The sequence below is a fragment of the Providencia burhodogranariea DSM 19968 genome, from assembly GCF_000314855.2.
Taxonomy (GTDB): Bacteria; Pseudomonadota; Gammaproteobacteria; order Enterobacterales; family Enterobacteriaceae; genus Providencia; species Providencia burhodogranariea.
Map to the genome: position 1 here is coordinate 251,183 of NZ_KB233224.1, position 26,996 is coordinate 278,178.

17 protein-coding genes and 1 pseudogene are annotated in these 26,996 nt (G+C 38.9%); 13 read left to right on the top strand and 5 right to left on the bottom strand.

Annotated features, from left to right (window positions below; genetic code table 11):
• Window positions 1-32: 32 nt before the first annotated feature.
• The 3 genes and pseudogenes from bcsA to bcsR form a co-directional block, all read right to left on the bottom strand.
• A complete protein-coding gene (gene bcsA, locus OOA_RS15130) occupies window positions 33-2,636 on the bottom strand; it encodes a UDP-forming cellulose synthase catalytic subunit (RefSeq protein ID WP_008913035.1) in 2,604 nt (867 codons plus the stop codon).
• Window positions 2,637-3,373 (bottom strand): annotated as a pseudogene (bcsQ, locus tag OOA_RS21395) (cellulose biosynthesis protein BcsQ). It lies immediately after the preceding gene.
• 5 nt (window positions 3,374-3,378) lie between these two features.
• Window positions 3,379-3,573, bottom strand: a complete 195-nt coding sequence (gene bcsR, locus OOA_RS21400; protein WP_071524244.1) for a cellulose biosynthesis protein BcsR — start codon at window positions 3,571-3,573, stop codon at window positions 3,379-3,381.
• A gap of 234 nt (window positions 3,574-3,807) precedes the next feature.
• Here bcsR and bcsE point away from each other — a divergent pair, with 234 nt between their 5' ends.
• The 3 genes from bcsE to OOA_RS15150 all read left to right on the top strand — a co-directional run bounded on the left by bcsE (window position 3,808) and on the right by OOA_RS15150 (window position 9,565).
• On the top strand, window positions 3,808-5,343 hold the full coding sequence (bcsE, locus tag OOA_RS15140) for a cellulose biosynthesis protein BcsE (protein ID WP_008913038.1): 1,536 nt from the start codon (window positions 3,808-3,810) through the stop codon (window positions 5,341-5,343).
• 77 nt (window positions 5,344-5,420) lie between these two features.
• Entirely contained in the window at window positions 5,421-7,073 is a 1,653-nt protein-coding gene (bcsG, locus tag OOA_RS15145; protein ID WP_008913039.1) for a cellulose biosynthesis protein BcsG, read from the top strand.
• A 959-nt stretch (window positions 7,074-8,032) separates the two neighbouring features.
• The gene (locus OOA_RS15150) at window positions 8,033-9,565 is read left to right on the top strand and encodes a sensor domain-containing diguanylate cyclase (protein WP_008913040.1); all 1,533 of its coding nucleotides are present in this window, start codon (window positions 8,033-8,035) and stop codon (window positions 9,563-9,565) included.
• Window positions 9,566-9,652: 87 nt separating this feature from the next.
• On the opposite strand, the gene OOA_RS15155 is transcribed toward OOA_RS15150, so the two are convergent.
• Both OOA_RS15155 and emrA read right to left on the bottom strand, forming a co-directional pair.
• Complete coding sequence (locus OOA_RS15155; protein ID WP_008913041.1) at window positions 9,653-11,179, bottom strand: DHA2 family efflux MFS transporter permease subunit; 1,527 nt, start codon at window positions 11,177-11,179, stop codon at window positions 9,653-9,655.
• Window positions 11,180-11,195: 16 nt separating this feature from the next.
• Window positions 11,196-12,368: a multidrug efflux MFS transporter periplasmic adaptor subunit EmrA gene (gene emrA, locus OOA_RS15160; RefSeq protein ID WP_008913042.1), complete on the bottom strand. Its 1,173-nt coding sequence runs from the start codon at window positions 12,366-12,368 to the stop codon at window positions 11,196-11,198.
• 770 nt (window positions 12,369-13,138) lie between these two features.
• Here emrA and glgB point away from each other — a divergent pair.
• The 10 genes from glgB to OOA_RS15210 all read left to right on the top strand — a co-directional run.
• Window positions 13,139-15,355 (top strand): 1,4-alpha-glucan branching protein GlgB, encoded by a 2,217-nt coding sequence (glgB, locus tag OOA_RS15165; protein ID WP_008913043.1) that lies wholly within the window; start codon window positions 13,139-13,141, stop codon window positions 15,353-15,355.
• 9 nt (window positions 15,356-15,364) lie between these two features.
• Window positions 15,365-16,804: a glycogen synthase GlgA gene (gene glgA, locus OOA_RS15170; protein ID WP_008913044.1), complete on the top strand. Its 1,440-nt coding sequence runs from the start codon at window positions 15,365-15,367 to the stop codon at window positions 16,802-16,804.
• A gap of 572 nt (window positions 16,805-17,376) precedes the next feature.
• Complete coding sequence (tssB, locus tag OOA_RS15175; RefSeq protein ID WP_008913045.1) at window positions 17,377-17,874, top strand: type VI secretion system contractile sheath small subunit; 498 nt, start codon at window positions 17,377-17,379, stop codon at window positions 17,872-17,874.
• A gap of 20 nt (window positions 17,875-17,894) precedes the next feature.
• The gene (gene tssC / locus OOA_RS15180; protein ID WP_040691666.1) at window positions 17,895-19,442 is read left to right on the top strand and encodes a type VI secretion system contractile sheath large subunit; all 1,548 of its coding nucleotides are present in this window, start codon (window positions 17,895-17,897) and stop codon (window positions 19,440-19,442) included.
• Window positions 19,443-19,454: 12 nt separating this feature from the next.
• Complete coding sequence (tssK, locus tag OOA_RS15185; protein ID WP_008913047.1) at window positions 19,455-20,792, top strand: type VI secretion system baseplate subunit TssK; 1,338 nt, start codon at window positions 19,455-19,457, stop codon at window positions 20,790-20,792.
• Window positions 20,789-21,448, top strand: a complete 660-nt coding sequence (gene tssL, locus OOA_RS15190; RefSeq protein ID WP_008913048.1) for a type VI secretion system protein TssL, short form — start codon at window positions 20,789-20,791, stop codon at window positions 21,446-21,448. The genes tssK and tssL overlap by 4 nt, the downstream gene beginning before the upstream one ends.
• Window positions 21,448-23,187 carry an OmpA family protein gene (locus tag OOA_RS15195; RefSeq protein WP_008913049.1) on the top strand — a complete coding sequence of 580 codons (1,740 nt, stop codon included), beginning with the start codon at window positions 21,448-21,450 and terminating at the stop codon, window positions 23,185-23,187. Before tssL ends, OOA_RS15195 begins: the two co-directional genes overlap by 1 nt.
• 2 nt (window positions 23,188-23,189) lie before the next feature.
• Entirely contained in the window at window positions 23,190-23,681 is a 492-nt protein-coding gene (locus tag OOA_RS15200) for an Hcp family type VI secretion system effector (protein WP_008913050.1), read from the top strand.
• A gap of 277 nt (window positions 23,682-23,958) precedes the next feature.
• On the top strand, window positions 23,959-26,658 hold the full coding sequence (tssH, locus tag OOA_RS15205) for a type VI secretion system ATPase TssH (RefSeq protein WP_008913051.1): 2,700 nt from the start codon (window positions 23,959-23,961) through the stop codon (window positions 26,656-26,658).
• Window positions 26,655-26,996 (top strand): contractile injection system protein, VgrG/Pvc8 family (locus OOA_RS15210; protein ID WP_008910599.1); only part of this gene is annotated, 342 nt, incomplete at its 3' end. The genes tssH and OOA_RS15210, both read left to right, overlap by 4 nt.

Below are 26,996 nucleotides of genomic sequence, written 5' to 3' on the forward strand. Positions count from 1 at the left end.
TGCAACTCGAATTAATTTAGGTATAGTTAGCATCAATTATCTAAATTAGTGCGTTGTTTACTATAATTTGGTACGAAGCTATTTAACCAGCTAACCATCCCAACAAATCCCTTAAAAGGTATGTTAATAAATGTAGGTGACTTTTCAGAAAGAATTTGATATCCCTTAAAGCCTAATTTGAAAACATCCCACATACTTTGAATAGGTTTATCTTCCTTTAAGTTCTCTTGCCATAATGCCCAAGTATCTGCACGTGCAAAAGTACATTGAATAAAATCAATATATTGTTGTTGATTTTCTAATTTAAGCTGTAAACCCGCCTCATTATTGTTGAGTCGAACCACTTCAGCAGGAAATAAAAATTCACGCTGTCCTCGCTTTAATATCAAACTAATTTTATCTTCAACATTAACTACACCAGAAACAGATAATTTAATACCCACACCACCTTCCGAGTAATCAGATAAAACGCAAGGATATAAGTGGCCGGTTGAATTTATAATGATAGCCGGCATAGAAATGTTAATTCGATGAGATGTACGTACTTGTTTTGCTTCTAAAGAAACAGCAACGGCGCCACCAAGTATAATCATATTATATACAACCCATAGCATACTCATTATCACTGTAGGAATTTCATCTACGGAACCTACCGTTAAACGCCATATACCAAAAATTAGCCCAACAATATTTAAGAATGCTAAAAAGAGATAAGGCTTATTAATTGTCCAATCAATATACTCCTTGTCAATTAATCCACCTTTTGCAGTTACGTTAAATTTACCTTTATGAGGATTAAATAAAGCAACCGTTGTTGGCCTTGCGATATACCAAGCTAAGACAGTTTCATAGATTTCACTCCACAAGGTGTGCCTATATTTACCCTGAATTTTTGAGTTGGCTAGGCTTGCAAGTACCATATGAGGTATCACATATAAAGCAATTGCGAGTGCTGGAGCAAAAATAATGTAAGCATGAAAAAGTAAAAATGCGAGAGGTGCCGTTAGAAAGATAATCCTCGGGATCCCTGCAAGAAAATGCATCATCGCATTTACGTAACATAATCGTTGAATAAGTTTAAGACCCTTACCAAATAAAGGATTATCTAACCTAAAAATTTGTACCATCCCTCTTGCCCAGCGGATTCTTTGGCCGATATGAGAAGATAAACTTTCCGTTGCTAAGCCTGCTGCTAATGGGATCCTTATATAAGCCGAACTCCATCCTCGACGATGAAGTTTTAATGATGTGTGGGCATCTTCTGTCACAGTTTCTACTGCTATTCCACCAACTTCATCTAATGCAGTACGGCGAATAACTGCGCAGGAGCCACAAAAGAAAGTCGCATCCCACGTATCATTACCATCTTGCAATAAACCATAGAAAAGAGCGCCTTCATTTGGTGTTTTGCGGAAATTGCCAATATTACGTTCAAAGGGATCCGGCGAAAAAAAGTGATGAGGAGTTTGAACAACAGCTAAGCGATGTTCCTTAAGAAATGCACCCATTGTTAATTGTAGAAATGAGCGCGTTGGAATATGGTCACAGTCAAAAATAGTGACAAACTCACCTTTGGCAACTTTTAGTGCATTGTTGATATTACCGGCTTTTGCATATTCATGAGTTGGTCGTGCAATATAATGAACACCAGCCTCTTGAGCGAATTGTTGAAATTCATCTCTTCCGCCATCATCAAGAATATAAATATTTATTTTGTCTTTTGGCCAGTCGATACCTAAGCATGCATAAATCGTCGGTTTAACAACGCTTAATGGCTCATTGTACGTAGGAACCATAATATCCACAGTTGGCCAAGATGCACTTTCCACAGGTAATTGAACAGGTTTTCTATTTAAAGGCCAAATAGTTTGTACGAAGCCAAGAATAAGTACAAACCAAGCATATGTTTCAGCGCCAAGGAGTAATAACCCACAAATTAAACTTATTGGGTCATCCCAATTCAGAGTCGATGTATAGCGCCACCAGATATAACGGCAGGAGATAATTAATGAAAGAACAATCATCATTAATGAAGATAATCGACCAGGTATTCTGCGGATCACCATGGCAAAAAACCATAATGAAATAACAAAAATGAACTGCGACAACAGATCAAAAGGTTGAGTTATGCACAATAATGCAACCAATATTATTAATGTGGTAGTTAATAAATATACACTTTTCTTGGTTAATGATAATTGAGAAAAACGGACTATTTTTTTCTCATCAGAGCCAACGCCTAACTCAAATTTATTTGGTAATTTTCCTAGCCAATGATGAAAGCGTGTTCTATAGCGATTACAAAACACAAAAAATGATCTCAGTAGCGCTGTATTAGAGTGTTGCTTTGACGGAAATTTAAAAACCAATAGACATACTGATTGAGTAAAGTAACGAAGAAAATCTAATGGCTTTGGGCTAATAGGGTTAATATTTGCATAATAATATTGATGCTTTGCTTTTAATTTCCGCCAAGCTTCAGAATTCGTATTACAGATCATGCCAAGAAAAAACAAACCTAAGCACATGATAATAGATGCAAAAAATGAGCTTTGGTTAGCTCTATATATGCGATACCGTTGTCTAATCGCAAAAAAGGATACCTCTTGTAAAGTATCATAACCGTACTTAGACATTTATAATGCATCCCTTGGCTGTAATAATGTATAGCACCAAATAGCTAACGCATATGCTTCACTTGCACCAAGCGACTCCGGGCGGTATTGCCCAACTGGGCATTTTGATGCTGCCGCTTCAAGCATCGCTTCATCATGATGAATAGTTACTGGGATAATATTAGGTAATGAGTGGAGCCAATATTGATATATATCGCTTTGTAACTCACTTCTAATATCAAATTTATTTATCAATATATGGTTTTTATATTCAGATTGATTCTGGAATATCCTAGAATGGCAATTCGTTTCAGGTACAGCAACATTAATTGCTATATCTGCATAATTTTCAAGTAAAGTGAAAAGGTCTCCATCATTTGTTGGGAGATCAATAATAATCCACTTATAGTCACTGTTATCTTTCAATTTATCTAGATTTGAAGACCAAAATTGAAATATGTTTTCACTTTCCAATATTGTTTTTTTTCTTTTCGAGCTAGATTTCCAAAGGGCATAAACAATAGATTATCTTGGTATTCCCACGCGGTACTTTCCCAGCATTTATTTTCAAATATAGCATTTGCCCATCCAGAGGCATCACTAAAATTGCTGTTAAAATGCAGACGTAATAAATTATCAGGTGACATATCAATAATAATAACGCTATCGCCTAGCTTATGTAATTCCCATGCTAAGGCTGCAGATAAAGTTGTTGACCCGACGCCACCACGGACACCCTTAAGTGAAATAATAGGCATCCTAATTATCCCCGAGAAATAGTTTCAGAGCTATCTAATAACAACGGCCATTTACTAGCAAGCCTCTTTAAATTGATATTTTCACTTATATCTTGATAACTCAACTCACTAAATGAAAATACGTACTTAAGATTTTCTATATCCGTATATTCATAACGTGACAATTCATTACTTTTTATTATAATTTTTTGGTTTTTCATTTTATTTTATCTAGATAAATGCCTGCTATACCTAAAAGTTCGAATAAAAACTTTAAGTAAATTAATTGTTAATTTTTTAACCATTAACTGATTTTAACAAAAATGCTGATTGGCGAATAATTGTAGGCTAAGACATATAATGTTACACTTAGACACATTTGTTGTTAACTATGATACATATTATTACAATTACGATCAATTATAATCATGTCACCTTAATAAGAATATACAAATATGAAGAACATCATTACCTATACATTAGGGATCAGCCATCTTGATGATACTGCTCAAAATATGATGACCAATGAAATATACTGGTTAAGTATTGATAGCAAATCTGATATAAACAACATAGTTAATCAATTAGTTAAATCAAATAATAATAAAAGTTACTTGATTAACATTTCCAGTGAATTGAATAATTATATAAATAACAATAACGAAAAAGAATATCATAAAAACAGTAAGCAAGTGTTTTTTAAACGATTTAATAAAGAAAAACTAGATTATAAAAAGTACATTAACTGCATAAAATCGCAAAAAAATTCATTAGCTATTTTATATATTCCTCAAAATGATCTTAACTACCTAACCAATGATAACGTACATAAATTATTAAAAAAAATTAAATTAGCTGCCATTAAATTTAATTGCAGCGTTTGTTTTATTAGCAAAAACCCTAATTTAATTAAATTATCAGAATTATTATCTGGTAAATTTAGAATATTAAGCGGGTTTTCTTCATTATCTACAGTTGATCTAGGTTATGAATATAAAATTCACTACTGGTTGACTCAGTCGTCTATATTGTCAAACTTAGCTATAAATCTTCAATATCAACATGGTAATTTCACATTAGATACAAAAAGTAGAAATACTATTACTTATCGTAGCGATGAAAATATTTACTATGTTCATAAAAATATTATTGACGATAAAATTTTACATTCAGATAATTGGAATTTAATAAATACAAATCATGAACTTGTTGAGATTGCAGAAAAGTCTTATTCTGCGACATTGGTTTTCTCTATCAATAAAATAGTTGAAATCGATGAACTAGCAGAGAAAATTCACTTGATACGATCAACAAGAGGAAACAATTTAAAAATAGCAATAATTGAGAGTCAGCCTTGTATTCGGTTTAGTGATGAACGACTATTATTAGCATGTGGCGCAAATTTAGTGGTTCATAATGGAACATCTTTAGCATATTTATTTTCATTACTCGAAAGTATCCAATCTCAAGTATTTTCTAAGATATTACTTAATGATGTAAAATGTTTAATTGATGGAATGAAACCCTTACGAATTAAAGGGATTATTTCATCTAATGTATTTGGTGATTCAGTAAATATACTATTGCAAAATGGTTTACTTCCGATTGATGGGAAAGGTCTACTCTTTATTTTTGAACCAATGAAAGGATTACAGCCAGAACAAGCTTTCACACTTTGTAAAATAAGAAGGTATGGAGATATTATCACTGTACATGATGATAAAATTTATCTGTTCTTATTTTCGTGCCGATTAACAGATGAACATTCAGCCTTAAGTAATATATTTCAACTACCCGTTGAAAACATTTTTCAACGTAAAGCAACATATAGTCGCGATAAAGACATTATGCAACATTTAAAACCTTTACTTAATAATACTCATAGCGCTGAAATTGCTGGAATCAAGCCGATTTTAAATAATTCATCGACGAGTATTGCACCAGAGCCTAGTGTATACAGACCAAAACCAATAACATTAAAATTCAGATAAATATCAAAGCTATGCGAAGCCTTTAACTCATGATTTTGAAGGCTATTTAATCTATCACTCTAACGACAAAAATCACAATGAGCAGCACATCTCCTATTTATAAGAACAAATCGCCACAATCGCATTATTATTATGGATTAAAAGGTTGGAATTTTTACTTTATATTAAAATTCATTTTGCTGTGGTATGGCTACTTGAATTTCAATACCTTTGAAAATTTACTTTTTATCGCCTATTTGCTACTTCCATTACCTTGGAAAAAACTTAGCCAGCTGCGTTATTTTATTGCTATTCCTATAGGACTCGCTCTTTTGTATCATGATAGCTGGTTACCCAGCATCCAGAGTATCTGGGAGCAAAAAAATCAGCTCGCCGATTTTTCTTCAAATTATGTTTATGAACTTCTGTTAAGATTTATAAATCTTAAAATGATTGCTGCTGGCTTTATTTTATTCGTTATTTACTACTTTTCAGCAAACTGGCTACGTTACTCAACCTTTGTCATTGCAGGTATTCTTTGGCTAAATATATCTAGCATCATTGACTTGCCAACAATATCCGCTAATGCAAGCTCACAAACGGTGTCCCAAGATAAATCAGCAACAACGACAAAATCACTCGTTGAACCATCTCAATCACAAGCTCCTAGTAATGAAGCATTAAATGATTGGCTTGAACAGTTTTATCAATATGAAAGTAAAAGAAGTACTGCCTTCCCAAGCTCTCTACCGCAAGAGGCACAGCCTTTTGATTTACTAATGATAAATATTTGTTCTCTTTCATGGGGTGATCTTGATGAAGTCAAACTTGCAGACCATCCTATATGGAAGCGATTTGATATTTTATTTGATAATTTTAACTCTGCTACATCATATAGCGGACCTGCATCAATAAGATTATTACGTGCGAGCTGTGGGCAACCTTCACATCCGAATGTTTATAACACACCTGATAAACAGTGTTATCTACTCGATAATCTTGCAAACCTTGGTTTTAAAGAATATCTATTGATGGATCATAAAGGGGAGACAGGCAATTATCTTTCCGATCTTCGCAACTATGCGGGGTTGAAGGCACCATTAGAATCACATGACGATATTTCTCACCAAATAATCGCCTTTGATGGCACACCTATTTATAATGACCAAGCTATCTTGCAAAAATGGTTAAAAACAGTGAGTACTGCTAATGATCAACGAACTGCAACCTTTTTTAATCTTATTCCACTACATGATGGAAACCGTAATGTCGGAGATAATAAAGTCAGTGATTATCAGCAAAATACAAAAGTGCTTCTTGATCAGCTAAATTCATTTTTCGATGAACTTGAACAATCAGGGCGCAAGGTTATGGTTGTTGTGGCGCCAGAGCATGGTGCGGCATTAACCGGTGATAAATTGCAAATTTCTGGTTTAAGGGATATTCCGAGCCCAGTGATTACCAAGATCCCTGTCGGAATTAAATTTATTGGTCTTACATCTACACACCCAGTTAAAGAAATTATAGTCTCACAGCCAAGCAGCTATTTGGCACTCTCTGAATTAATCGCTCGTGCTGTTGATGGTAAAATATTTAGTAGTGATAATGTAGATTGGGCGAAATATACCGAAAATCTACCCATTACTGCACATGTTGCAGAAAATTCGAACTCAATCGTGATCGAATATCAAGGGAAATCTTATATTCGAATAAATAAAGGTAAGTGGATCCCATACCCTAACCAGCCATAATTTTCTAAAATAAGTAGCCGATAACATATAATTGTGTTATCGGCTTACTTTTATATCAACCAGACGTATATCTACTTAATTGGGTCTGTACGCTCTTAAATGGGGTTACGAACGTTTCATAAAATAAAACTATAATGTGATTTTCGATCTGAAAATTTAAGGTCACAATATGAAAATGTACTATGAACTGATGCCGATATTATCATTACCTCAAATTTATTTTATTTTATGCACTGTACATAATCAAAAATATTATATACTGAACTAATATTTTAAAGGTTAAAATATAAGCAATTTTATTATCTGTAATAATACCGAGTAGATAATAAATCTGTATTTTCTTTTTATTTACAGTGTTATTAAAATAGCAATACTCCCTAATCACACGTAACCAAAATTATCATTCGTTGAGTTTATTAAGCATTTATTGGCTAATTTCAAAGAAAGTTTACTCCTATTTATTATTTAACGCATTGGTATACATTAGAAAAATACTTAACTCTAAGTATAACTTCATATTAAAAAATAAAATTCAATAAAATTTAGTTTTTATTAAATTAAAAAACTAAAATTTTATTGATAAAAAGTCTCATTTATAGTTAAATCGTGTTAGATTAAGTACTTTCACTAGATAATCTAAACTAGAAATAATTCATTTAATAATTACACCCTGGATATAGTCAACCAATTAACTTCACCTTTATTCAATTATTGGTACATACATCTACTTCATCATACACTATTAGTCGTTTACTCTTAATTGTGTTGTTTTAGTAAAGTATTATTCATTACAATGGAATACAACGGTATAATTGCCGCATAAATTTATATTTAATATCCGATATCACTTTATTATTAGCAGTCTAGACGTTCAATAAATTGATTATCTATACTTTTAATACATTGAAATGTTTTGCTGATTATTTTAAACCACCCCGAACATATTTTTGATAATAAATATGCTATATATAAAAAAAACACGTTGGTCATTTAAAAAACAGAGCTATATCGCAATTATGTTATTAGTAATTCCAATGCTTGTTACTAATGTATGGTTTTATCTTTACGTTAAAAACTCAACGGAACAAAATGTTCACAATACATTTACACTTCTAATACAAAACATTGCCACACAATCTATAAATCAACAACTTACAGATATAAAGTCCAACATCATCACGTTATCTAATTTTGCTGACGCTAAAGATATTGATAACTTTATCAATAATAATTCTGGTGAGTTGAAAAAATTAATTTCTTATACATTGAATTCAAGTCGATTCTTTTCAAATATTCTATTTATGAATAGTGAAGAGAAATTTAATAGTATTCCATTTATTTCTCAACAAGAGATACAACCAAGCACCCGTCCATGGTTCAAAATTGACTCAAATAAAAATAACTTAATTACATTTACCGAGCCATATATTGATATTTTGAATAAAAAACCAAGCATTAGTGTTTCAAAAAATCTCTACGATTCAAATGGGAAAAGTTACGGTCTTGTTTCTATGGGTCTTGATTTACATGATATGAGCCAAATCTTAGAACAGGTAAAAGTTCCACTAAGCGGCGATCTTTATATTGTACATAAAGACGGCCACATAATAATGAATCCGAATAACTTACTCATAAATAGTGAAATATCAAATTTAGAATGGTTAAAAAAAATAAATAACCAACATAACTATTTCTATGATAACCAAACAAAAACTTATGTTTATTACTATGTTTTTCCTGAGCCTAACTGGGTCATGTTTCTAACTGTACCAGAGCAAGAGCTTCAATTACTAATCAATAACAATTTACATTCTTTTATTATCATAGGAATTATTAGCTTAATGCTTTATATTGCAGTTAGTATGCTATGGAATGCTAACTTTCAGCGAATGATGTCTGAACTTTTATCGTCAATAAAAAATGGTAGAAAGCAAGAACATATATCACAACCAAATGAATTCGCTAGTATCTATAACGAAATATATAAACAGCATCAGGAAAAGGATATTGCAACTCAAGCAGCAAAAGAAGATGAACTCACGGGACTTTATAATCGTCGGGCATTTAACTATTATCTCAATTCTTTAATTGATTCTAATACAAACTTTTCAATATCAATGATAGATATCGATAATTTTAAGGCTATTAATGACAAATATGGTCATACCGTTGGTGACTTAGTGCTCCAAAAAATCAGCCATTTGGGATTTAAATATGCCGGTTCAAATAACCTCTTATTCCGTTATGGGGGTGAAGAAATCATTATCATTTTCGTGAATTCAAGATTTAATGAAGCTCTACAACGTGTTAATGAATGGAGAGAAGAGGTCCAATCACTGACTTGGCCAGGCTGTGAAGGACTGCAAGTGACGTTTAGTGGTGGTTTCCTAATCTGGACAGGGCAAACTGCAAACGAAGTTTTAACTCAGGTTGATAAATTTCTATATAAAGCGAAATCATCAGGTAAAAATAATATCACATCACCCCACTGAAAATCATTTTATTAGGGTAGGCTATAGCGATAGCCTACCTCCCCCTGCCACATTCTTATATTTTAAATTTGGAATAAATCAGCAAGATTATTTATTTGCCTTACTACCAAACGGTGGTTTGGCAAACCACACAGTAACAATCAATACAATAAACACCCATCCGCATAGCCAAAATATCTCATTCGCACCAATAATTAGCCCTTGGCTCGTGATCTGCTGCGCAATATAGCCCGACGTTTGCTCTTGCGTTAGCCCATGAACGCCCATTTCTTGATACATATTCAATGATTCTGGGTTGTAATCTGTGATGTACTCCGTCAATTGACTATGGTGAACGGCTTCCCTATCGCTCCACATCGTCGTAGTGATAGAAGTACCAATCGAACCCGCGAGTGTACGAAAAAAGTTGGAAAGGCTGGATGCTGAGGCCAATTTTTCTGGTGGTAACCCTGAAAGTGTTAGTATGGTTAATGGCATAAAGAAACAGGCAACGGCCATACCTTGCACCAATTGTGGCCAAACCACCGCCGAAAAGCCCATACTGGGTTCAAATGTATAAGCCCGCCAAAAAAAACAAATCGCAAAGAATATAAAGCTAAATGACACTATCCACCGAATATCAAGATAATTCGATAATTTTGCAACAGGTGCAGAAAATAAAATAGGTAAAAGGCCTATCGGTGCAAGTGCCAGACCCGCCCAAGTTGCTGTGTATCCATAGACTTCTTGTAACAGTTGAGGTAACAGAACAATGGCACCAAAGTAAGCCATATAGGCTAAGCTAACGGAGATAGTTCCGATAGTAAAATTGCGTGATTTGAACAGAGCCAGTTCAACAACCGGGTTTTTAGACGTCAATTCCCAAATGACTAAAAAAACTAAAGTAATACCAGAAATTACGGCTAGAATAACAATCTCTTTTGATGCTAACCACCCCAACTCTTGTCCTTTGTCGAGCAGAACTTGAAGGCAACCAACACCAACAGATAACAGAGCTAAGCCGATCACATTGAAAGGAATATTGATGACTTTCGATTCCATTCCTTTCAAGATTAACGCACCAACAATCACAACAAAGATACCCAATGGGATATTCATAAAGAAAATCCAACCCCAATGGAAGTTATCACTGATATAGCCGCCAAAAATAGGCCCAAATACCGGTGCTAAGATAATTGTCATCGACCAAAATGCCAATGCCATGTTTTGCATTTTAGGTGGGTAACAACGCATGATCAGGCTTTGTGATAATGGAATAACTGGCCCTGCCACTGCACCTTGCAAAACACGGAATAAAATCAGCATTTCAATGCTGTCTGAAAATCCACAAGTGAATGAAAAAAAAGTAAATAGCGCTGTCGCCCACAGGAAAACACGCACTTCGCCAAAACGTTTGGCAAGAAAACCAGAAATCGCGATTGAGATGGCATTAGAAACACCAAATGACGTGATCACCCATGTTCCTTGCGACATTGAAACGCCAAGGTCACCGGCGATAGTTGGGATGGCGACGTTTGCAATTGTCGAGTCCAGTACCTGCATAAAGGTTGCTAGTGACAACGCAATTGTCGCCCATACCAGCTTTGAGCCCTTTAGTGGTTGAATATCGGCCACAGTCACTCCTTTCGGGCTAATCTGCGTTTTCGTTAATGATAGTATCGATAACTAAATTGACATCATTCAGTTTCAATACCAACACATCGCTTTCAAAAGCGGGTGTATTACGCTGAACCTCGGCTAAAACGGGGCCATTCTGATCTTTAATATCAATTGTCGCATTCATTGATAACCCAATACGCAGCGGGTATTTCGCTACTTGTTGAGGATCTAATTCAACACGAACGGGCAAACGCTGAACGACTTTAATCCAGTTACCTGTCGCATTTTGTGCGGGTAATAATGAAAATGCGCTTCCTGTTCCCATATCTAAACCCACGACTTTTCCACTATACACAACGTTATCACCATAAAAATCACTAGTGAGTGAGACAGGCTGCCCTATTCGTACATTTTCGAGTTGAGTTTCTTTAAAGTTAGCATCAACCCACACAGGCTGAACAGGCACAATTGCCATCAATGAGGCTTGTGGACTCACTTGCGAACCTATTTGTACATTTCGGCGCGAAACATAGCCCGTCATCGGGCTTTTAACCTCAGTTCGTTGCAAAGTAATCCATGCATTTCGTACACTATCCGCAGCTTGCTGAATTGCAGGCTGTTTTTTCAGTTCAGTATTACGCAATAATGCACGATTAGCATTATATTGCTGAATTGAGATATCGAGAGCCGCTTGTGCCAGTTGCACAGCTTCTTGGGAATGCTGCAAATCTTCTTTTGAGATAGTGCCGCTTCGGCCTAATGCAACACGACGCTGATAATCTTTCTGAGCTTGTATAAGTGAAACACGGTTTTGCTGTATTTGCGCTTGATACTGGTCGCCATTGATATACAACTCTTTGGTTTGACGAACAGTCGTCGCTAAATCATGCATTGCTTGTTGATAAGCAAGTTGCGCATTGGTTTTATCAAGCACCACCAGCACATCGCCAGCTTTGACTAAATCGGTATTATCAAAATTGACTTGAGTTACATTACCCGTTGTTTGCGCGACAATCGGAACTTGAACACCCGAAACATATGCATCGTCGGTATATTCTTGAAACTGTAATACCAAAAACCAATAAGCCCCATAAGCGAAAAAAAGTAGAATAATAATAATTGAGGCTATAATCGCCCATATTTTTCTACGTTTTTGATTCTTCGTATCCTGATGGGTTTCAGTTAAATCTGTCGTTTGAACCATAATAATTCTCGGGATCTCAGTCTTTATTAATCACTCCTCTTATATTTACGGAGTCAGACTAATAAAGCAATAGAGGTTTACATTTTGAAATGTTAATTTTGATTCTATTTTTATTTGAAATTATATTTACCATCATTAAATGATTATAAATTTTAATAAAGAACATCTTTACTTTAAATAATTTAACCTAATGAATATTAAAGATTAACTTTATTAACCTTTTATTATCAACCTTATTTTTCATCTATTTATGATGATTTAACTTCAATGAAAATCAAGATATATTAAAGCAATAAAATTAATTCGTGTTGTCATTCATATCATTGAATACGGCAATTTTCATAAAGTTTGTATGAAAAATCTATAAACGATAATTATTATCTATCATACTTAAAGTTACTGCGTTGTTATCTATGCTCATTAACGCTAGTCACATACTTAAGCATCCTTCCATGATTATTCTCCTTATCATCAAGCTACTCCTATAATTATTTATTGATTTATTTCATTATTTTTATCCATTTGCGTTAATGATGATGATACTGAGCGGATAGAGAATAAATAGACATTAAAAACCTTTGTTATAACTACAACACAATAAAAATATAATTATTAGTTATAGTAGTAACTATAATATACACAACATAATTAAATATGTAGTGAAGAACAAGAGGATAACCGCTGCTAAATTGCTACAACTTCGAGTATGACGGGTATTAAAATTTCTTGGCTGACAGCACAACATTTTCTGATGATATTCAGGAGAGGTGATGAAAAAAATAGACAAGCAATCAAAGCAGCAACAGATTATTGACCAATTATTTGCAGGAAATTGCCGTGACCCTTTTTCTTTTCTTGGTATGCATCAACAAGGAAAAGTGACTTACTTTCGTGTGTTATTACCAAATGCTAAACAAGTCACTATTCTCGACCGATTGACAGCTGCTACTGTCATTCAATTATCACTCGTTGATGAGCGTGGATTTTTTTCAGGACAAGCTACATCTCTTGATCCGAACTTTACCTATATTTTGCAGATTGACTGGGGTGAATCTCAGCAAATGATTGAAGACCCCTACCGCTTTGGTACATTACTCAGCGACATTAAACCTAAAGATGCTCATCCAGCTAAGCAGATATTTTCATTTGAACAGCTTGGTGCACATCTACTGCAACTTGATGATATAGCTGGTACTCACTTTTGTGTTTGGGCCCCGAATGCGCAACGCGTTTCTGTGGTCGGTGAGTTTAATTTTTGGGACGGACGTCGCTACCCAATGCGCTATCGGCTAGAAAGTGGAATCTGGGAAATTTTTATTCCAGGCATTCCCATTGGTGCTCATTATAAATACGAAATATTAGACAACCATGGCGAAATTCGATTAAAAGCAGATCCTTATGCATTTCGCAGCCAATTACGACCTGATACGACATCCATTATTTCCACTCTCCCGCCGAAATGCATCCCAACAGCATCTCAGATCGAAGCCAATCAATGCAATGCCCCCGTTTCAATTTATGAGGTACACCTTGGTTCATGGCGACGCTCGCATAACGGCAAAACTTGGCTGAGTTACAGTGAACTCGCCGAAACATTGCTTCCTTATGTTAAAGGGATGGGATTCACTCACCTCGAACTATTGCCTATCAGTGAGCACCCTTTTGATGGCTCTTGGGGTTATCAACCTCTCGGTATTTATTCCCCGACCAGTCGCTATGGTTCCCCACAAGATTTAATTGATTTTATTCATGAAGCACATCGCCTTGGTATCAATGTCATTCTAGATTGGGTTCCAGGTCATTTCCCCACAGATGCCAGTGGACTCGCCAATTTTGATGGCTCCCCACTGTATGAATACGCTAATCCGAAAGAAGGTTTGCATCGTGATTGGCATACGCTTATCTATAATTATCGCCGAGATGAAGTGCGCCAATTTCTTATCGACAACGCCGTGTATTGGGTTGACCGATTTGGTTTTGATGGCTTAAGGGTCGATGCCGTTGCCTCAATGATTTATCGCGATTATAGCCGCCCTGATGGTGAGTGGATTGCCAACGAATATGGCGGCAATATTAATCTTGAAGCTGTCAGTTTTTTACGTCAGACCAATGAAACACTCCATCAAATTCAACCTTACGTGTCGATAACAGCAGAAGAGTCAACTAGCTTTCAGGGGGTCACATTGCCACCTTCTCTAGGTGGTCTTGGCTTTAATTACAAATGGAACATGGGCTGGATGAACGATACATTAAGTTATCTACAGCTAGATGCCCTCGCCCGTAAATATAATCACAATAAACTGACCTTTAGCGTGATGTATGCATGGAGTGAAAACTATATTTTGCCGCTTTCTCATGACGAAGTCGTTCACGGTAAAGGGTCATTACTCAGCAAAATGTCAGGAACGCCACCGCAAAAGTTTGCCACATTACGTGCTTATTACGGATTTATGTGGGCGCATCCCGGTAAAAAACTGCTCTTTATGGGCGGTGAAATCGCACAATGGCGCGAGTGGGATCATGAAGGTGAACTAGATTGGCATCTGCTTGATATCCCGACAAGCCCACATGCGGGTGTTCAACACCTTATTCGCTCTTTGAATTTTATTTATCGTGATACTCCGGCATTGTTTGATAATGACCACAATAAAGAGAGCTTTGAATGGTTGATTGTCGATGATCAGGATAACTCCGTATTTGCTTTTAATCGTTACGCCACCAATGGCAACCCTTTGTTGGTGATCAGCCATTTCACGCCTGTTACGCGCAATCATTATCGCGTAGGCGTCAAACATGCAGGTTTATATCAACCTATTCTAAACACCAATGCAGATATTTATGGTGGTAGCGATGACCACATGCTCAATCCAATAGCCAGTGAACCTATCAAGGCACATGGTTGTGATCACTCCATCGAATTAACACTACCACCACTCACCACGCTATATTTTGCATTAAAAAATACACTACCAACCGCAAAACAATAGGGAGCGAAAATGAATATATTACATGTTTGTGCCGAGTTTTTTCCTTTATTGAAAACGGGTGGACTGGCTGATGTAGTCGGAGCATTACCGTTCGCACAACGACAACATGGCGCAGATGCACGAGTGTTGCTGCCCGGTTTTCCTGCGATTATCAATCAGGTTACAGACAAACAAAAAGTGACCTCACTCAACACTTTCGCGGGTGAAGTCATGCTGTTTTATGGCCATTATCAAGGAACTCCGCTATATATTATTGATGCCCCACACCTTTATCAGCGAGAAGGCAGTCCCTATCATGATGGTTATAACAATGCCTATGACGATAATTACCGCCGATTCGGCTTGCTAGGTTTTGTCGCCGCAGAGTTAGCAAAAGGTTGTGACTCGCTATGGAGGGCTGAGATTATTCACGCTCATGACTGGCATGCAGCTCTTGCTTGCGCTTATCTTGCAGCTTATGGTTACCCTGCTAAATGTCTGTTTACCGTTCATAATATTGCTTATCAAGGGCTTTTCTCACCTCACTACATTCATGAACTGTGGCTTCCTCCTGAATTTTACAATATTGAAGGACTTGAGTTTTTTGGGCAGCTCTCCTTTATGAAAGCAGGACTTTTTTATGCGAACCATACCAATGCTGTCAGTCCAACTTATGCACGCGAAATTTTAGATCCAAACTATGCTTATGGACTTGATGGTTTATTAAGTCGTTTAAATTACGAGCAAAGACTCAGCGGTATTTTAAATGGTATTGATATTGAAGTGTGGTCACCTTCAACAGATAAACTGATTGCGCAAACCTACAATGAAGACAGTTTGAAAAATAAAACCAAGAATAAGCTCGCTTTACAGAAATCACTGGGGCTTGCACAACAAACCAATAAACCGTTATTTTCGGTAGTTAGCCGGATGACTCGTCAAAAAGGTTTGGATCTGATCCTCGATGCTTTACCCGATCTGATCGACTCAGGTAGCCAATTTATATTACTGGGTAGTGGCGATCATGATCTTGAAAATGCTTACCGCAACGCACAATCCCAATATCCTGATCAGATTCGTGTAATTATTGGTTATGACGAGCCGATGTCTCATCAAATCATCGCAGGTACCGATGTACTGATGGTACCAAGCCGTTTTGAGCCTTGTGGTCTGACTCAGCTCTATGCTTTACGTTATGGCACATTACCCTTGGTTCATCATACGGGTGGTCTTGCCGATACCGTGAAAGATTGCTCTTTGGAAGCGATTAAACAATGCAATGCCACAGGTTTTGTATTTTATGAAAGCCATGCAACTGATCTTAAAACAGCCATTGATCGTGCGCTAGCGTTGTGGGATTACCCAAATCAATGGCAACAAGTTCAAAAAAATGCCATGGCACAAGATGTGAGTTGGCACCAATCCGCCGAAACCTATTTAAGCGTTTATCGACGACTGCTGGATGAGTAGTCGTTCAAAAAATACAAAACGTAAAGTCAATTTTAACCTCTACTCTATATAAAGCCACAAATCAATCGATTGATTTGTGGCTTTATATAGAAAATAGATACAATTATACCACTGACAACCGATGAAACTATTGCCTCCCAAAAATCACTTTAATTACAGCTGGTTAAAATATAAATATTGTCTATATGACTAGACAATATCAACTTAAAGTATTGTGGCTCTCAATACATAAGCTTTCCTACTAAAATCACGTGTAAGTGCCATTAAAAGGTTCCTCTGTACAGACTGAAACATCAGGTTACAAAATAACTACATAACAATTATTTTTCAGAACAATCTTCGTGACATGCCGCTATGCCGCTATCCTTCTATCTTCTAAAAACTAAAGTCAAATATTAATTACTAGAAAACCTCATTTTTTCCTTTTCATAATTGATAAGAAAATTTGATTTATAGCTTTTTATTCTATATAAACTAAATAAGTAATATAAGCTAAATGATACAACTAGAATGTGTACTATTTGGCAATACACAGAATAAAAAACAACAAAACCAATTTAAGGATCCGCATTATGTCTGATAGTTTTCAAAACGAAGTGCCGAAAGCACGCGTTAATATCAAATTAGATTTGCATACAGGGGGGGCCCAGAAGAAAGTTGAGTTACCACTCAAATTATTAGCAGTTGGTGATTACAGTAATGGACAGGATAATCGTCCACTATCCGAACGTGAAAAAGTCAATATCAATAAGAATAACTTTGATAGTGTGCTTGCTGAATTTACCCCTTCTATCAACCTAACCGTTAAAAATACTCTTGCAGGTGATAATAGCGAAGATAGCGTCGCTTTATCCTTCAAAGAAATGAAAGATTTTGAGCCTGAGCAAGTCGCTCGCCAAATTCCTCAACTTCGTGCCATGCTCGCTATGCGCAATCTGTTACGTGACCTCAAATCAAACCTCCTTGATAACGCCACTTTCCGCCGTGAGCTCGAAAATATCCTTAAAGACCCCGCATTAAGCGATGAATTACGTGAAGAGTTGGCTCAACTCGCACCGAAAAAAGATTAATTTGGATATAAAACAGGATCATGCTGATGTCAGTGAATAGCGAAAGTACCAAAAACACCACAACAACCGTACTCGATGAAACCGTTAACCACGGTGTTTATGCCTCTTTATTTGAAAAAATCAACCTAAAGCCTGTCGCTGAAATCAGCGATATTAACGCGTTTCAAGATAATTCAGCACTCGCTGATGCAACCACCGATGAGCGTGTAACCGTTGCAGTTCAAGTCTTTCTTGATCGTTTAAAATCAGCAGGCCAAAAAGTTGAGCGTTTAGATCGTAACTTACTCGATCATCACATTGCTGAATTAGATAAGCAAATTAGCCAGCAATTAGACGAAGTTATGCACCACACCGAGTTCCAAAAAGTGGAATCAGCTTGGCGTGGCTTAAAGTCTTTAGTTGACCGCACAGATTTTCGTCAAAATGTAAAAATTGAGCTACTTGATATTGCCAAAGATGATTTGCGCCAAGATTTCGAAGATAGCCCTGAAATCATTCAAAGTGGTCTATATCATCACACCTATATCGCTGAATATGACACCCCAGGTGGTGAACCTATCGCGGCGATCATTTCAAACTACGAGTTCGATCGTAGCCCGCAAGATGTTGCTTTATTGCGCAATATTTCAAAAGTTTCTGCTTCCGCACATATGCCATTTATCGGATCTGTCGGACCAAAATTCTTTGGTAAAGAGACTATGGAAGAAGTTGCAGCGATTAAAGACATTGGCAACTATTTCGATCGTGCTGAATACCTGAAATGGAAAGCTTTCCGCGATTCAGATGATGCTCGCTACATCGGTCTTACTATGCCTCGTGTACTTGGCCGCTTGCCTTATGGACCGGATACTGTTCCTGTTCGTAGCTTCAACTATGTTGAAGAAGTTAAAGGCCCTGACCACGAAAAATACCTATGGACTAATGCCACCTTTGCTTTCGCAGCCAACATGGTGAAAAGTTTTATTAATAATGGTTGGTGTGTGCAAATTCGCGGTCCACAAGCGGGTGGCGCAGTGAAAGATTTGCCAATCCACTTATTTGATTTAGGTACAGGCAGTCAGGTGAAAATTCCATCTGAAGTAATGATCCCTGAAACACGTGAGTTTGAATTCTCTAATCTCGGATTTATTCCACTGTCCTACTATAAAAACCGTGATTACTCATGTTTTTTCTCCGCCAACTCCGCGCAAAAACCAGCGTTGTATGACACGGCAGATGCGACAGCGAACAGTCGTATTAACTCACGTCTCCCTTATATCTTCCTATTATCGCGTATCGCTCATTATCTGAAGCTAATCCAGCGTGAAAATATTGGTACAACTAAAGACAGACGGTTATTAGAGTTAGAGTTAAATAACTGGATCCGTGGCCTAGTTACCGAAATGACTGATCCAAGCGATGACTTACAAGCTTCTCATCCACTGCGTGATGCGAAAGTCGTAGTGGAAGATATTGAAGATAACCCAGGTTTCTTCCGCGTTAAGCTGTATGCCGTACCACACTTCCAAGTGGAAGGAATGGATGTCGATTTATCCTTAGTATCACAAATGCCAAAAGCAAAAGCATAAGGATAAACAGGGATGAAAATCTATCGTCCACTGTGGACTGATGGGGCCTTTTTGGCCCCTCAACAATTCCAACAACAAGCACGATGGGATAGCCATGTTGCTGATGTGATTGCCGGTATGGCAATTGCATCACCGTGGGGGGTTGTTAGTACTGAGTTTGATGAAAGCGCATTAACGATTTCTCGGCTCAGTGCCCAAAAAATGGTGGTACGTTTTCCTGATGGTAGTTTGATAGATACCACTCTTGCTGACAATCTGCCTCCTGTCGTTGACCTTAGCCAGTATGCCGACCATCAAACATTAGAGGTTGTGTTGGCACTGCCTCTATTGCTAGCGAATGGCGGTAATTTAATGACTGAAGGATCCACGGATCGCCCTCGTCGTTTCAGCCAAGAGTGGGTTAAAGTTCAAGATATTGTAGGTCATGAACAAACTGATATTGCTGTTTTACGTCATGCTGTAACCCTACGTTTTGCACATGATGAAAACCAAGCCTATATCACTTGCCCCGTTGCAAGGCTAGTTCGTAATGCGCAAGGCGCATGGATGTTTGATAAACAGTTTATTCCGCCTTTACTCGCTTGCCATGCAAGTTCTGAATTAATGACTCTGCTTTCTGAATTCATGCATCGCTTAATCGCTAAACGTCGCCGTTTAATGACCTTACGCCGTGAAAGTAATGAAAAAATGGCAGATTTTGCCGTAGCCGATGTGTCTCTTTTTTGGCTACTGAATGCGATTAACGGTGCAGAGCCTGTCTTGAATGAGCTGATCTCCACACTCAATCGACATCCTGAACTGCTTTATCGTGAACTTGCACGGTTGGCAGGAAGCTTGCTTACATTTTCGCTTGAACATCAAATAGAAAATATTCCGGCTTATCATCATGATACACCTGAAAAAGTCTTTCCACCTCTGTTTACGTTACTGAACTCCTTGCTTGAAGCAAGCCTGCCATCACGTGTGGTTACTATCGAGCTGGCTAAAGAAGGACCATTTTGGAAAGGTGAACTTCATGATGGTCGATTACGTGAAGAAGCTGATTTTTATTTATCGGTTCGTTCTTCACTGCCGACACACCTGCTGATTACTCAATTTCCACTGTTATGTAAGGCAGGAAGCTCAGACGATGTGGCAGATGTCGTCAATGTTGCATTGAATGGTATTCCATTGCGCGCGCTCAGTCATGTTCCAACAGCTGTTCCATTACGCTTAGAAAATCAATACTTTGCACTAGATTTAGCTAACCCTGCAGGACAAGCCATGTTGGCTTCAGGACATTGTGCTTTTTATGTTCCAGGCACATTAGGTGAAATTCAACTCGAACTGTTTGCGGTGCTTCGCTCATGACACAAACCTCCTCAACTCACACGATTGATACCATCTTTGCAGATACTTGGCTGATGGCATGTCAATTACATCAAGGAACCGAAATTACCAATGGTGAAGCCTTCTATCGTCGAGTCTGTCAGCATATTGAACAAACACGTCAACGGCTAACCGAACAGGGTTATTCAGAAAACGCTATCGAAAATATGCTCTATGCACAATGCGCATTGATTGATGAAAGCGTAATGAATCGCCAGACCAAGGATGATGGTTATAACTACTGGGTACAGTCTCCTCTTCAAGCTCGTTACTTCAACACCTTAGATGCAGGTGACAAACTTTGGGATCGCCTGCGCAATCTATTGGGTGAAACATCGCCTAACAATGACGTACTGATTTGTTTTCATCGTGTGCTCACATTGGGTTTTGTCGGGAAATTTCGTCGCCAAAAAGATCCGCAGCGCGAACAAATACTGATACAGCTTAATGCACGACTTCCTCAATATTCACTATCGTCAAATTTACCTCTCGTGGTGAAACCTAAGCTCCGTTTTAGCCATCGACGTCTCTATTGGTTTGGTTGGATTGGTGGCATTTTACTATTAGCTGCGATGTGGTGGGGATTTTCTGCCTCTTTAGAACATGTATTGCAGCAATGGATGATACAGGGACAGTAATGCAAAACCCGATAAAACAGGCGATGACACTCTTAGCTGCTGGGTTATTTCTCTGGCTAGTCTGGGGTTTTTGGTCACTGGGATTAGAAATTTCCCTTTTTCTGACAGTAGTCGCGTTAACCGCAACCATTGGTCTAATGATTTGGCGCTACAAACAGCAACAACATACCTTATCAGCAGAACACACCATGGCAGATATCGTGCCCGCCCCCGACTACCAAGGGGCGGTTGTGCTAGTTTGTGGGCAATCACAGGCTCTTTTTGTCGAAGGGCAGGCTTTTAGAGAAACACCTCAAGGTTGGTATATTGCTGTTCGCGGCCCCGCGGATCTGGTGAATATTGTCCAACAAATAGTTGAGCAAGCACCCATGCAATTAGGGCAACTCTCTATTTTATTTGCCATTTTACCCGAACAAATGACTCAACAAGAAACGCTAACCCAAGAAATGCTTAGTTGGCGTCGCGCAATTGATGAAAGTCGCCAAAAAGCGGGAAAACGCTTACCTCTTTGGATGAGTTTATACCTGACGCCATGGGATGAGCATGTAAAACATACACATACAGAAGGTATGGACTCACCTTGGTTCACCCTACTCAACCATCAACGTGAATTTCAAGTGGTACAAGAAGGTACGCTCGCTCAGCCTCTATCGGTTTGGCTATCCACTCATGGACTCAATCAACAACAACAATTTCTCACCACGTTATGGTTTGATGAACTACTAGCTTGGCTCAATCAGGTTTTTATTCCTCAATTAACTGTCGCTCAAACGGGTGCTCCGCCACTTACCGTCACCGCGTGGGCCGTACAATTTATAGCTATCAGTAGCCAACCTAATAATCTCTGGCAACAATTTCTTCAGGAAAAAACAACCTTACCGCTGGTTAATTCCGTTGCATCAACACCGTTGCTTCCTGTACCCGATATTTTGCTTAATCGCCTTCGTCATGATGTCAATCTATTGCGTGGGGAGCGTTTAATCGGCGTAGCTGGTTTGATATGTGGTTTGTTTCTTATCGGAGCCTTAATTGGCAGTTATCACCACAATCGCCAACTTATTCGTCATATTGGTGAGGATATTTCTCGATTTGAGCAATTGGCGTATAACCCACTTGACCCTAAATTGGTTGCCTATCAGCAGTTGCAAACAGATGCCTCACAGCTAGCTTTATGGGATCGTGAAGGTATTCCTGCAGCCTACTCACTTGCTCTTTATCAAGGCAATCACCTATTGCCGTATTTACACACTTTGCTCAGTAGTTGGGCGCCGCCAGCATCACCACCTCCTGTGGTAGTAATCAAAGAAGCCCCTGAAATGATTTCGCTCGATAGTCTGGCGCTATTTGATGTAGGCCAATATGCACTCAAAGCAAATGCTACCAAAGTACTGGTTGATGCGCTGATTCATATCCGTGCGAAACCGGGTTGGCTGATTGTGATCTCTGGTTACACCGACAATACAGGTAACCCTGAATCGAACCAAATATTGTCTCTCAAACGGGCCGAGTCTGTACGTGATTGGATGATAAGCACCAGCGATATCGACCCGACCTGCTTTGCTGTTCAAGGTTACGGACAAAACCATCCGGTGGCAGATAACGCCACCCCTGAAGGACGTACCAGTAACCGACGCGTTGAAATTCGTTTGATGCCACAAGCCGATGCTTGTCAGACATCAGATGCTAAACCCTTGTCACCGATGGAAGGTGACACATTTACCACTCTAAAGGAGAAGTAGTTATGGCAATTCCAGTTTATTTATGGCTGAAAGATGATGGCGGCGCTGAAATCAAAGGTTCTGTCAATGTACAAGATCGTGAAGGCAGCATTGAAGTCGTTGCACAAGATCATAACCTGTATATCCCAACAGATAACAATACCGGCAAACTGACTGGTACTCGTATCCACACTCCATTTATTTTCGTGAAAGAAATTGATGCGTCTAGCCCATATTTATACAAAGCAGTAACCACGGGCCAAACACTGAAATCAGCGGAATTCAAATGGTACCGTATTGATGATGCTGGACAGGAAGTAGAGTATTTCAATACCAAATTGGAAAACGTAAAAGTCGTTAAAGTCGCGCCGAAAATGCACGACATCAAAGAGCCAAGCAAAGAGAAGCACAATCATCTGGAAGAGATTGAGCTGCGTTACGAAAAAATCACTTGGACTTACAAAGATGGCAACATCATTCATTCCGATTCTTGGAATGAGCGTGCTACTGCGTAATTCATCCCCCAGCAGGCGCTAGTCGCCTGCTTTTTAATATTCACTGCTGCCTTATTTATATCCCCAAATAATTCATGTGACAGGTAGGCAGCGAGTGAAGCTATCCCTATAAGCATATCTCGATATGTGACTTGGATAGCGGGCTTAGCCTGCAGACACAGCTCTCAAATATGTCGCTGAAAGAAAAAGGGGATTATGCCTTATGGACCTCGGTAACGGTCAGGGGCGGTAGCGTGCCTGAACGACTCGATATCAACTTACAAAACAGAGAAAGATCATGGAAAATCCATCCGTTATGCTATTACGTCGCTTAAATCCTTATTGTGCAAGTGCACTGGAAGCTGCTGCATCACTGTGCCAGACGCGGGCGCATGCGGAAGTCACCATTGAACATTGGTTACTTAAAATTCTTGAGCTGGGTGAAAGTGATATCACCGTGTTAGCACGGCGCTACGAGTGGGACATGAGTGCACTTTGGCAAAGCCTATTAACCCAAATCGATAACTTGCCTCGTTCTATTCACAGCCGTCCACAGCTATCGAAACCATTACTTACCGTCATCCAGCAAGCATGGGTCATTGCTTCATTAGACGAAGATATCGACCAAATCCGCAGTGTACATTTATTATCGGCGATGGTGAAAAATCCCAATTTAGTGCCTAATGATGACCTGTGGCCATTAATGACCCTGAGCGCTACACAACTTCAACGTTTAAGACCATTACTCGATGCCCAGTCTGATGAACGTCCTGAAGTTCAACAACTTGCCAATCATAACAATACAACCAATAACACTGACACCATTGGCGCATCATCAGGACAGACTTCATCCGAAAACAACTCCGTCGTTGGCAACACACTGAACGACGCTCATCTTGCTGTCTTAAATAAATTTACGGTCGATGTCACTGAAAAAGCGCGTCAAGGTGACATCGACCCTGTATTTGGTCGTGATGATGAAATTCGTCAAATGGTTGATATTCTGTCTCGACGCCGTAAAAATAATCCAATATTAGTCGGTGAGCCCGGAGTAGGGAAAACTGCTTTAGTCGAAGGTTTGGCACTGCGTATCACGGAAGGTAATGTTCCTGTTAGCTTACAAACCACCTCACTGAGAACCCTAGACCTCGGCTTATTGCAAGCAGGTGCGGGTGTTAAAGGGGAGTTTGAACAACGATTAAAAAATGTGATTGAAGCTGTACAACAATCGCCGACCCCGATTTTATTATTTATTGATGAAGCACACACAATTATTGGGGCAGGCAATCAGGCTGGTGGTGCTGATGCCGCCAACTTACTAAAACCCGCATTGGCTCGTGGTGAATTGCGAACCATTGCCGCAACAACTTGGTCAGAATACAAACAATATTTTGAGCGTGATGCCGCCTTAGAACGTCGTTTCCAAGTCGTCAAAGTCGATGAACCCGATGATGAAAAAGCCTTCCTTATGCTACGAGGTTTAAAATCTCGTTACGCTAAATACCACGGTGTTCACATTACCGATGATGCCGTTAAAGCTGCAGTTACCCTTTCTCGCCGTTACCTTACTGGCCGCCAACTGCCCGATAAAGCGGTTGATTTATTAGATACCGCCAGCGCCCGTATTCGCATGAGTTTAGATACATTACCGGAAGAACTGACACGCTTAAAAGCTAAACGCGATGCGCTAGAGCTTGAACAACAAGCCATTCTTGATGATATCGCCATAGGCAATACCCGCAATCAATCCGCCCTTGCCGAACTAGTCTCACAAGATGCTCTGATTGCCAGCCAATTATTACAGCTTGAGCAACGTTTTGAGCAAGAAAAAAAGCTAATTACTGAACTAATGGCAAGTCGTCGTGAAGGATTGGATGTTAGCCATGTGCAAGCACAGCTTGAATCAGTACAACACAATGATCCATTACTAACTCCCGATGTTGATGTACGTACCGTCGCTACCGTGATTGCTGATTGGACTGGCGTCCCACTTTCTAGCCTATTAAAAGATGAACAAACCGGATTATTGCAACTAGAAAGTGAATTAGGCAAACGCGTGGTTGGCCAAGAAGCTCCGCTGATTTCTCTAGCGCAACGTTTACGGGCTGCGAGAACTGGCCTAGCCTCTGAAAATGGGCCTCAAGGTGTATTTTTGCTAGTTGGTCCAAGTGGTGTGGGTAAAACAGAAACAGCCTTAGCACTCGCCGATGAACTGTTTGGTGGTGAAAAATCATTAGTCACCATCAATATGTCTGAATATCAAGAAGCCCATACTGTCAGCCAACTCAAAGGTTCACCTCCGGGTTATGTAGGCTATGGTCAGGGCGGTATTTTAACCGAAGCTGTGCGCAAACGCCCATACAGTGTCGTATTACTTGATGAAGTTGAAAAAGCGCATCGCGATGTACTTAATCTATTTTATCAAGTGTTTGACCGTGGCTTTATGCGCGATGGTGAGGGTCGCGAAATCGATTTTCGTAACACCGTAATTTTAATGACCGCCAATTTAGGCAGCGACTTACTAATGCAACAGCTCGAAGAACATCCAGAGTCTAGCGAAAGTGAACTCCACGAAATACTTCGTCCGACGCTGCGTGACCATTTTCAGCCAGCCTTACTAGCCCGTTTTCAAACACTGATTTATCGACCGCTTGCAGCCGACGCATTACGCACCATTGTAGAAATGAAATTGGGCAGTGTGATGAAGCGTCTTTACCTGCACTACCGCTTAACAGGCATTGTCGAAAAAGCCCTGTACGACACGTTAGTAAGCGCCTGTTTGTTACCTGATACTGGCGCCCGCAATATCGACAGCTTACTCAATCAACAAATTTTGCCCGTACTTAGCCAGCAATTACTCATACGCCAAGCCAGTGAACAGTCGGCAAAATACCTCACATTGGGCTACAACGATGAAGACGGCATCACGTTGAGTTTCAGTGATGAGAACATTGAATTATCAACACCGGATAATGACACAATGGAGAAAGGATCATGAGCTTAATGGAGACGGCAAAAACGTTACTTCAAGGTCAAAATCGTTATCGCCTTGAAGTACAAGGCTGCACCGAGTTACTGGATGTCGAACACTTCAGTGGGCGTGAAGCCATCAGTGAGACCTATCGCTACCAAATCACCTTTACCTCTACCGCGCAGGATTTACTGCCACAACAACTGCTGCGCCGCAGTGCCACCCTAACCTTTGCACCGCCGTTAAATTCATTGATGGGACTGGCAACACAACCGGCTGTCGCCAAGCGTGTGCATGGAACCGTCACCAACTTTCGCCGCTTATCGGGCTCCGCGGATGAAGCGCGTTATCAGTTAGTGATTGAA

Excerpts from the sequence above, each read along its gene's own strand:
- bcsR (WP_071524244.1), bottom strand. The coding sequence starts at position 3,573 with ATGAAAAACCAAAAAATTATAATAAAAAGTAATGAATTGTCACGTTAT.
- tssC (WP_040691666.1), top strand. The coding sequence starts at position 17,895 with ATGCTGATGTCAGTGAATAGCGAAAGTACCAAAAACACCACAACAACC.
- glgB (WP_008913043.1), top strand. The coding sequence starts at position 13,139 with ATGAAAAAAATAGACAAGCAATCAAAGCAGCAACAGATTATTGACCAA.
- tssL (WP_008913048.1), top strand. The coding sequence starts at position 20,789 with ATGACACAAACCTCCTCAACTCACACGATTGATACCATCTTTGCAGAT.
- glgA (WP_008913044.1), top strand. The coding sequence starts at position 15,365 with ATGAATATATTACATGTTTGTGCCGAGTTTTTTCCTTTATTGAAAACG.
- bcsE (WP_008913038.1), top strand. The coding sequence starts at position 3,808 with ATGAAGAACATCATTACCTATACATTAGGGATCAGCCATCTTGATGAT.
- OOA_RS15195 (WP_008913049.1), top strand. The coding sequence starts at position 21,448 with ATGCAAAACCCGATAAAACAGGCGATGACACTCTTAGCTGCTGGGTTA.
- tssK (WP_008913047.1), top strand. The coding sequence starts at position 19,455 with ATGAAAATCTATCGTCCACTGTGGACTGATGGGGCCTTTTTGGCCCCT.
- OOA_RS15200 (WP_008913050.1), top strand. The coding sequence starts at position 23,190 with ATGGCAATTCCAGTTTATTTATGGCTGAAAGATGATGGCGGCGCTGAA.
- bcsA (WP_008913035.1), bottom strand. The coding sequence starts at position 2,636 with ATGTCTAAGTACGGTTATGATACTTTACAAGAGGTATCCTTTTTTGCG.
- tssB (WP_008913045.1), top strand. The coding sequence starts at position 17,377 with ATGTCTGATAGTTTTCAAAACGAAGTGCCGAAAGCACGCGTTAATATC.
- tssH (WP_008913051.1), top strand. The coding sequence starts at position 23,959 with ATGGAAAATCCATCCGTTATGCTATTACGTCGCTTAAATCCTTATTGT.
- bcsG (WP_008913039.1), top strand. The coding sequence starts at position 5,421 with ATGAGCAGCACATCTCCTATTTATAAGAACAAATCGCCACAATCGCAT.
- emrA (WP_008913042.1), bottom strand. The coding sequence starts at position 12,368 with ATGGTTCAAACGACAGATTTAACTGAAACCCATCAGGATACGAAGAAT.
- OOA_RS15150 (WP_008913040.1), top strand. The coding sequence starts at position 8,033 with ATGCTATATATAAAAAAAACACGTTGGTCATTTAAAAAACAGAGCTAT.